An 8,370-nucleotide genomic window follows, 5' to 3' on the forward strand; every position below is an offset into this window, starting at 1 on the left:
ACCCTCGGCCCCACCCCCCTCGGCCTCGTCGAGAACGCCGCCGTCGTCATCGACGGCGCCGCCATCGCCTGGGTCGGCCGCGCCGAAGACGCCCCCGCCGCCGACGAGGTCCACGACGCCACCGGCCACGCCGCCGTCCCCGGCTTCGTCGACTCCCACTCGCACCTCGTCTTCGCCGGCGACCGCACCCAGGAGTTCAACGCCCGGATGTCGGGCCAGGCGTACAAGGCGGGCGGCATCCGGACCACCGTCGCCGCCACCCGCGCCGCCACCGACGCCGAGCTGGGCGCCAACGTCGCCCGCTACCTCGGTGAGGCGCTGCGCCAGGGGACGACGACCTTCGAGACCAAGTCCGGGTACGGGCTGACCGTCGCGGACGAGGCCCGGGCCCTGCGCATCGCCGCCGAGCACACCGACGAGGTGACGTATCTCGGGGCGCACATCGTCGCTCCGGAGTACGCCGACGACCCCGCCGCCTATGTCGCGCTCGTCACCGGCGAGATGCTCGACGCCTGCGCCCCGTACGCCCGCTGGGTCGACGTCTTCTGCGAGAAGGGCGCGTTCGACGGCGACCAGGCCCGGGCGATCCTCCTCGCGGGCAAGGCCAGGGGGCTCACCCCCCGGGTGCACGCCAACCAGCTCTCCTACGGACCCGGCGTCCAGCTCGCCGTAGAGCTCGACGCGGCCAGCGCCGACCACTGCACCCACCTCACCGACGCCGACGTCGACGCGCTGGCGAACGGCACCACGGTCGCGACCCTGCTGCCCGGCGCCGAGTTCTCCACCCGCGCCCAGTGGCCCGACGCCAGGCGGCTGCTCGACGCGGGGGTGACCGTCGCGCTGTCCACGGACTGCAACCCGGGGTCCTCGTTCACGTCCTCGATGCCGTTCTGCGTCGCACTCGCCGTACGGGACATGGGGATGACCCCGGACGAGGCCGTCTGGGCCGCCACGGCCGGCGGCGCCGCCGCGCTGCGGCGCACCGATGTCGGGCGGATCGCGCCCGGCGCCCGCGCCGACCTCGCGCTGCTCGACGCCCCGAGCCACGTCCACCTCGCCTACCGGCCCGGTGTGCCGCTGGTCGGCGACGTCTGGCGTCAGGGCGTCAAGTGCCGGTAGCTGCGCGGATGCGCGTCCAGGTACTCGGCGAACGACTGGGCGCGACGGCCGGTCAGCCGGGGCACGGTGTCGGCGACCGCCGCCATCTCCCCGGCGGCGATCGCCTCGTACGAGCTCACCCAGCCGGTGACCTCCCACTCCTCGGCGCCGTACCCGGCGCGTGAGGCGAAGGCCTCCTCGCGGGTCTCCTCCACATAGGTGACGGTGCGGCCCGTCACCCGGCTCAGCTCGGCCGCCACCTCGGTGAGCGTCAGCGCCTCGGGGCCGGTGACGTCGTAGGTGGCGCCGTCGTGCGCCCCGCCGCCGGGCCTGCCGCCGCCCTCGCCCAGGAGCACGGCCGTCGCCACGTCCGCGATGTCCTCGTGCGCGACCCCCGAGACCCGGCCGTGCCCGGCGGGGCCCCGGATCACCCCGTCCGGGCCCGCCATCGCGGCGAGCCCGGACAGATAGAGGCTGTCGCGCAGGAACGTGTACGCCAGGCCCGAGCCCCGGATGTACTGCTCGGTGTGCCAGTGGTCGCGCGCGAAGGTGAACGCGGCGTCCGGGGCGGCCCCGAGGAACGACACGTACACGACGCGGCGCACGCCCGCCGCGACGGCCGCGTCCACGGCGGTGGTGTGCTCGCGCACCCGGTCCGGGGACTCGTGGGCCGACACCATCAGCATCGTCCCGGCCCCGGCCAGCGCGTCCCGCATCGCGGTCGCGTCGCCGAACGCGGCGGGCGCCGCCCGGACCGCGCCGGGCAGATCCGGCAGCCGTTCCGGAGTGCGGCCCACCAGCCGGGTCGCCACCCCCCGCTCGGCGAGCCGGCGGGCCACCCGCCCGCCGATGGCGCCACTGGCTCCCGTCACGGCGATGACGGGGTTCACCGGGTTCACCGGGGTCATACGGGCCTCCTGGCGGTCTCTGCGGCTCCCGGGCCTGCCGCTTCCGGGCTTCCGGCGTCCACGAACCCGGCGCCGGGCCCTCTGCTTCACCGGCCCTCGGCGGCCAGCATGCCCACAACCGGCCGCTACGCGCGATCCAGCCCGTTCCCCAGCGCCCGCTTCTCCCAGCCCCCGGCCACCAGCTCCGCCGCCGCGCACCCGGGCTTGCGCCGGGCCTGGTCGTGGAAGAGGCCCACGAACGCCTCCGCGAAGCCCAGCCGGGGATACGCCCCCACCAGCTCCGCCCGGAACGCCGCGTCGAAGGCCTCCAGGCCGGTGCCGGAGACGTCGGCGCTCGTCCCCACCTGGAGCAGCCGGCTCTCCACGTCCGCCTCCGGCGACACGTCGTCGCGCATGTGCAGCACGATCAGCTCGGCCGCCCGGTCGCGGCGCGCGTCCGGCCAGCCAAGGCCGGCCGTGAAGACACGGGCCAGATGGCCGCCCGCCTCCTCGAAGGGCAGGGTGTGGCTGTCGAAGGGCGGGGTGAGCGCCAGGTCGTGCAGGAGCGCGGAGACGAAGAACAGCTCACGGTCGTAGGCGAGGCCCCGCTCCCGGGCCCAGGCCGCGCCGAAGAAGTACGACCGCAGCGAGTGGTGGTACAGCGCCTCGTCCGCGTACTCCGCGCAGACCAGCCGCGCCGCCCGCGCCGCCCGCCCCTCGGGTATCCCGATCCCCGCGACCTCGGTCGTCTCGTGCATCTCCACGGCCCCACCCCTCGTCCACACCGGTCAGTGACGACCACAGCCTAGAGTGGCGCGATGAGGACCATCGGCCTGATCGGCGGCATGAGCTGGGAGTCCAGCGCGGAGTACTACCGGCTCCTCAACGAGCTCGTACGCGAACGGCTCGGCGGTCTGCACTCGGCCCGCTGCGTCCTGCACTCCGTCGACTTCGCCGGGATCGAGGAGTTCCAGCGCGCCGGGGAGTGGGAGCGGGCGGGCGAGGTGCTCGCGGCGGCGGCGAAGGGACTGGAGGCGGCCGGCGCCGACCTCGTGCTGATCTGCACCAACACCATGCACAAGGTGGCGGACCAGGTCGCCGCGGCCGTCTCCGTACCGCTGCTGCACCTGGGCGACGCGACCGCCGGGGCGGTACGGGCCCGGGGCGTGCGGCGCGTCGGGCTGCTCGGCACCGCCTTCACCATGGAGCAGGACTTCTACCGGGACCGGCTGCGCGCGCACGGCCTGGACGTCCTCACCCCGGGCGCCGACGACCGCGCCCTGGTCCACCGGGTCATCTACGAGGAGCTGTGCCTCGGCGTGGTGCGGGAGGAGTCCCGCGACGCCTACCGGGACGTGATCGCGCGGCTGGTCGCCGACGGCGCGGAGGGCGTCGTCCTCGGCTGCACCGAGATCGAGCTGCTGATCCGTCAGGAGCACAGCCCGGTACCGGTGTTCCCCACCACGCGGCTGCACGCCGAGGCGGCGGTCACCGCCGCGCTGGCGCCATAGCCGAGGGCCCGTCCCCCGGGGGGACGGGCCCTCGCGCGGGCGGCGGATGTCACTCCTCCACCGTCAGCCCCTTGCGCAGCCGGGTCAGGGTGCGCGAGAGCAGACGGGAGACGTGCATCTGGGAGATGCCGAGCTCCTCGCCGATCTCGGACTGAGTCATGTTGGCGACGAACCGCAGCGACAGGATCTTGCGGTCCCGGGCCGGCAGTCCGGCGATCAGCGGCTTGAGGGACTCGATGTACTCGACGCCTTCGAGGTCGTGGTCCTCGTAGCCGATCCGGTCCGCGAGCGCGCCCTCGGTGTCGTCCTCCTCGGGCTGGGCGTCCAGCGAGCTGGCGGTGTACGCGTTGCTCGCCGCCATCCCCTCGACGACCTCGTCCTTGGTGATGCCCAGGCGCTCGGCGAGCTCGCCCACCGTCGGTGAGCGGTCCAGCTGCTGGGCGAGTTCGTCGCCCGCCTTGGCCAGGTCGAGACGGAGTTCCTGCAGGCGGCGGGGGACCCGCACCGACCAGGAGGTGTCACGGAAGAAGCGCTTGATCTCGCCGACGATGGTCGGCATGGCGAAGGTGGGGAACTCCACGCCTCTGTCGTACTCGAAGCGGTCGATCGCCTTGATCAGGCCGATGGTGCCGACCTGGATGATGTCCTCCATCGGCTCGCTGCGCGAGCGGAAGCGGGAGGCGGCGAACTTGACCAGCGCGAGGTTCAGTTCGACGAGCGTGTTGCGTACGTAGGAGTACGCGGGAGTGCCCTCTTCGAGGGAGTCGAGCCGGGCGAAGAGCGTCTTCGACAGGGCCCGCGCGTCCAGCGGCGCGATGTGTTCGTAGGGAGGGATCGACGGGAGATCGCCAAGTCCCTCAAGGGTGGTGGGGGTGGTGTGCGGTACGTGCGTTGCCGACGTATCCATGGATTCGTCGAGCCGGGGTGACATGGGTCTCCTCCATCGTTCTCGGCATATGGCTGCCGACGCCCATACGTGGCGGATCGGTTTGCGGCGCCTCCATGGCCGGTCGTGGTGAAAAACTGTCTCTCCTACCCCTACCCGCTTTGGTCCTACCGCCGCAAGGTCGAGTTGTTACTATATGTCCGGTTCGGGGCGGTGTTCGGCTTCCGGCGGCCGTAGGGAAGGCGTAGTGTTCTCGCGGAGTCCGCGTGTGCGGGGCCGTGTTCGGCCACGTATGCGGAGAGGTGCGTCACTTGTGACGGGGAGCACAGGGAAAGCACTCGGAAGGACGACACGAACCACCGCCGCACCGTTTACGGTGTGGCACGGCGAACCACGGCGATCACAGCGAAGAGGGACGGGCATGGACCGCGGCACGGTCGGAAGCGCAAACGGAGGCCGTCTCAAGGTCGGCGTCCGCTCGCACGGCCGCAGTGAGATCTTCACGCCCGTGGGCGAGCTGGACCACCACACGGCGGAGCTGCTCAGCGAACCGCTGGAGAGCGCGGTCGAGGCCGGCCGCACCCGGCTGGTCGTCGACTGCGCGCAGCTGGAGTTCTGCGACTCGACGGGACTGAACGTGCTGCTCGGCGCCCGGCTCAAGGCCGAGGCGGCCGGCGGCGGGGTCCATCTGGCGGGGATGCTTCCCGTGGTGGCCCGCGTCTTCGAGATCACGGGAGCGGAAGCGGTCTTCAGCGTGCATGATTCGCTCGAAGCCGCACTGGACGACTGACCCCGCTGTTGCGGGGCAGGAGACCAGACCCAAGACGTTGGCGAACCAGGCGTTCGGTGAATCGGTGAGGTGAAGCGCTGATGAGCACCACCCGGCAGCACCAGCCGGGCGACCGCGGCCCCGAGCCGGACGGAGCTCCGGCGACGGCCTCGCGCGTCCTCGCCCTGGAGGGGGCCAGCGGCGTCGTGCCCCTGGCGCGCGACTTCACCCGTCAGGCGCTGTACGAGTGGGGCTGGCTGCCGGCCGCCACCGCCGACCGGCGGGCCGCCGCCGAGGACGTCCTGCTGGTGGTCTCCGAGCTCGTCACCAACGCCTGCCTGCACGCCGAGGGCCCCGAGCAACTGCGCGTCGCCCTCAATTCGAAGGTGCTGCGCCTGGAGGTCACCGACCTCGGCTCCGGCCAGCCCGCGCCCCGCACCCCGCACCGCGCGGGACGGCCCGGCGGCCACGGCATGTTCATCGTCCAGCGGCTCTGTCTGGACTGGGGCGTCCTGAGGACCCCCGGAGTGGCCGGCAAGATGGTCTGGGCGGAGCTCGCCGCGCCCGCGTAGGGCGCCTCCTCGCCCGCGCACGTCCTCACGTGGTGCCCGTCCAGGGCACTCACGTCACTCGCGTCCGTCATCCACTGTGTTGTGTGTCTTCCCTCGACAAGGTCCCCGGCGTACCTTGACGCCCAATCTGATGTGCCGTCAGTAACGTGAACGGCCTCGGGACCGAGGGAAATTCGAGGTGTCGTACGTGTCGTACCAGAAACGGACAGCACTCGCCCTTGCGGCTGCGGTGGCGGCCCCGGTGGTGCTGATCTCCGCCCCGGCCGCCCACGCCGACGTCGTGGACGTCAACTACAAGTGCGAGACACCGATCGGGCCCAAGAGCGCGGTGTCGCCCATCGACATCAAGGCCGTAAGAAGCGGCAGCGCCTACAAGCTGACCATGTCGTTCCAGAAGGGCGTCTCCTCCAGCCCCGTGGCGCTGGGCCCCGGGGCGATGAACCCGAGCGCGGTCGTGCGGCTCGGCGGCCCCGACAAGGGCACGGTGGCGGTGTCCGGCCCCGCCAACACGGCCGAGATCCCCGCCAACAGCCCCATCAAGATCAGCGACCTGAGCGGTACGTACACACCGAAGGCATCCGGCAAGGTCACCTTCACCGCCTCGGTCCTCACCATCAAGGCGCTGGGCACCACCACCACCTGCACCCCGGGCAACAGCCCCGGCCCCTCCCTCGCCCTGGACGTCACCGGCGCCCCCGGGGCCGCCGAGTCGCTGCCCAGGACCGGCCCGCTCGACTCGGCGCTCGCCCTCGGCACGCTCGGCGGCACGGTCCTGCTCACCGGCGCGGCCGGGGTGCTGTGGCTGACCCGGCGCGGGGCCCGCGCACACGGCTGACCCGTCCCTACCGACGCCCGACGGGGAGCCGCTGATGCCGCCGCGCCCGATCCGCCCGGCCGTGTACGCCGCGGCCCTGGCCCTGTCCGTCCTGCCCGCCCTGTCCGGCCCCGCCGCGCACGCCGCCGAGGGGGAGTGGAGCGCCGCGCCCGTCTCGGCCGGGGGCGGCCGGCCGTACTTCTATCTGGAGGGCGCGCCCGGCTCCGTCCTGGAGGACCGGCTCTCGCTCACCAACCCCACCGGGCGTCCGCTGACCCTGCGGCTGCGCGGGACCGCTGCCACCGGCACCGGCACCGGCACCGGCGCCTGGATCACACCGGCCGCCGCCGAGGTGCGGATCCCGCCGCGCACCCGGGCCGAGGTGCCGTTCACGGTCACCGTCCCGGTGGGCGCGCCGCCCGGCGGCCACACGGCGGCGCTGGTCGCGTCCGGCGGCGGCCGGCAGGCGCGGGTCCCGGTCCGGGTGCGGGTCGCGGGACCGGTCCTGGCCGCGCTGACCGTCGAGGACGTAACGCTCGACCGGGGCAACTCACTCATCCGGTACGCCCTGGTCAACCGGGGCAACACCACACTCGCCCCGAGCCTGGCCGTGCGCGCGGACGGGCTGTGGGGGCGGCGGCTGCGGCGCCCGGCCCGGCCGCTGCCGGTGGCGCTGCCGCCCGGTGGGCGCGCCGAGCTGACCGAGCCGTGGCACCCGCCCGCCCTGGACCGCGTCGAGGTGCGCCTGACGGTGACGGCGCCCGGCGCCGCCCGGGGCGAGGCGACGGCCACCGCGGCGTTCGTGCCGTGGGGGCCGGTGGCGGGCGCCGGATGCGCGGCGGCGGGCGCGGGAGCCGCGCTGTGGATACGCCGAAGGCGCCGACAGGGAGCCGACGCCCCCCAAGAGGCGCGGCCCGCAAATGAGTTGGCGACGACGGGAGCGGCGTCGTGAGGGGGCGTACGGCGGTGGCGGCGCTGGTCGCGGCCGTGCTGGCGGCACTCCTGTCCGCGGTGCCCCCGGTGGTCGCGCGCGCCGACGCGGGGAAACCCGTGGTGACCCTCTCCGGACAGGAGGCGGCCAAGGGCGGCGAGATCACCGCGAGCGGCACCGGCTGGCGGCCCGGCACGCTGCTGATGCTGCTGGTCTGCGGCCAGTCCACCCCCGGGCAGGGCGTGATCGGCGGCACCAACTCCTGCGCCAACGCGGACGGGCGCGCGGTGACCACCGACGCCCAGGGGGCCTTCAGCAAGCCGCTGCCGGTGGCCGCACCGCCCAAGCCCTGCCCCTGCGTGGTGCATGTGGCCACGGTGACGGGGGAGCCGGCCGCGGTGGACGCCGAGGTGCGGATCACCGGCCATCCGGTGGCACCGCTGCCCGAGCAGTCCGGCACCGGGCGCCTGAGCGTCCTGACCGCGCCGGAGCTCAGGGGCGGCAGCGGGATCCTCACCTGGTTCGGGGCACCGCCCTCGCGCACGCTGGTCGTCACCGTCGGCAACCTCGGCCCGGCGCCGGTCAAGGACCCGGTCTTCCAACTGGGCACCTCCCACGGCGTGTTCGCGCCGCGGTGGGAGGACCAGCGGTGGAAGGGCACCATTGCGCCCGGCGGCAAGGCCGAGGTGCGTCTGGGCTTCGAGCTGCCCGCGGGCGCGCACGGCGACTACCAGGTCCTGGTGAAGTACGGGCCCAAGGTGCTCGCCACCCAGCCCTGGGGCGTGGGCCGCCCGTGGGGCGTGACGCTCTTCTGGATCCTGCTGTGCCTGGTCGTCCCGGCGGCGGTGTTCCGTATCGGCATGGCGGTGGTGGACAGGGTCCGCCCGGGCGGGGCGGGGCAC

At 73.8% G+C, this 8,370-nt stretch carries 10 protein-coding genes; 7 read left to right on the forward strand and 3 right to left on the reverse strand.

What is annotated here, in order from left to right; all coding sequences use genetic code 11:
• Positions 1–1,119, forward strand: a 1,119-nt coding sequence (gene hutI / locus ACJA3G_RS23425) for an imidazolonepropionase (protein ID WP_406555001.1), incomplete at its 5' end; no start/stop codon positions are given.
• On the opposite strand, the gene ACJA3G_RS23430 is transcribed toward hutI, so the two are convergent.
• Positions 1,098–2,006, reverse strand: a complete 909-nt coding sequence (locus tag ACJA3G_RS23430) for an SDR family oxidoreductase (protein ID WP_406555002.1) — start codon at positions 2,004–2,006, stop codon at positions 1,098–1,100. The genes hutI and ACJA3G_RS23430 overlap by 22 nt on opposite strands.
• 125 nt (positions 2,007–2,131) lie before the next feature.
• Complete coding sequence (locus ACJA3G_RS23435; protein WP_406555010.1) at positions 2,132–2,743, reverse strand: HD domain-containing protein; 612 nt, start codon at positions 2,741–2,743, stop codon at positions 2,132–2,134.
• A 60-nt stretch (positions 2,744–2,803) separates the two neighbouring features.
• Between ACJA3G_RS23435 and ACJA3G_RS23440 the strand changes: the two genes are divergently transcribed.
• On the forward strand, positions 2,804–3,496 hold the full coding sequence (locus ACJA3G_RS23440; protein ID WP_406555003.1) for an aspartate/glutamate racemase family protein: 693 nt from the start codon (positions 2,804–2,806) through the stop codon (positions 3,494–3,496).
• Between the two features lie 49 nt (positions 3,497–3,545).
• Here ACJA3G_RS23440 and ACJA3G_RS23445 read toward each other — a convergent pair whose 3' ends face one another.
• Positions 3,546–4,427 (reverse strand): RNA polymerase sigma factor SigF, encoded by an 882-nt coding sequence (locus ACJA3G_RS23445; protein ID WP_406555004.1) that lies wholly within the window; start codon positions 4,425–4,427, stop codon positions 3,546–3,548.
• Positions 4,428–4,803: 376 nt separating this feature from the next.
• Between ACJA3G_RS23445 and ACJA3G_RS23450 the strand changes: the two genes are divergently transcribed.
• From ACJA3G_RS23450 to ACJA3G_RS23470, 5 genes are all read left to right on the forward strand, one after another.
• Entirely contained in the window at positions 4,804–5,172 is a 369-nt protein-coding gene (locus ACJA3G_RS23450; RefSeq protein ID WP_406555005.1) for an STAS domain-containing protein, read from the forward strand.
• 80 nt (positions 5,173–5,252) lie between these two features.
• Positions 5,253–5,723, forward strand: a complete 471-nt coding sequence (locus ACJA3G_RS23455; RefSeq protein ID WP_406555006.1) for an ATP-binding protein — start codon at positions 5,253–5,255, stop codon at positions 5,721–5,723.
• Positions 5,724–5,910: 187 nt separating this feature from the next.
• The gene (locus ACJA3G_RS23460; protein WP_406555007.1) at positions 5,911–6,558 is read left to right on the forward strand and encodes a peptidase; all 648 of its coding nucleotides are present in this window, start codon (positions 5,911–5,913) and stop codon (positions 6,556–6,558) included.
• 34 nt (positions 6,559–6,592) lie between these two features.
• Positions 6,593–7,489, forward strand: a complete 897-nt coding sequence (locus tag ACJA3G_RS23465) for a hypothetical protein (protein WP_406555008.1) — start codon at positions 6,593–6,595, stop codon at positions 7,487–7,489.
• Positions 7,486–8,370 (forward strand): hypothetical protein (locus tag ACJA3G_RS23470; RefSeq protein WP_406555009.1); only part of this gene is annotated, 885 nt, incomplete at its 3' end. The genes ACJA3G_RS23465 and ACJA3G_RS23470, both read left to right, overlap by 4 nt.

It is taken from the genome of Streptomyces sp. YS-3, from assembly GCF_045257485.1.
GTDB lineage: Bacteria > Actinomycetota > Actinomycetes > Streptomycetales > Streptomycetaceae > Streptomyces.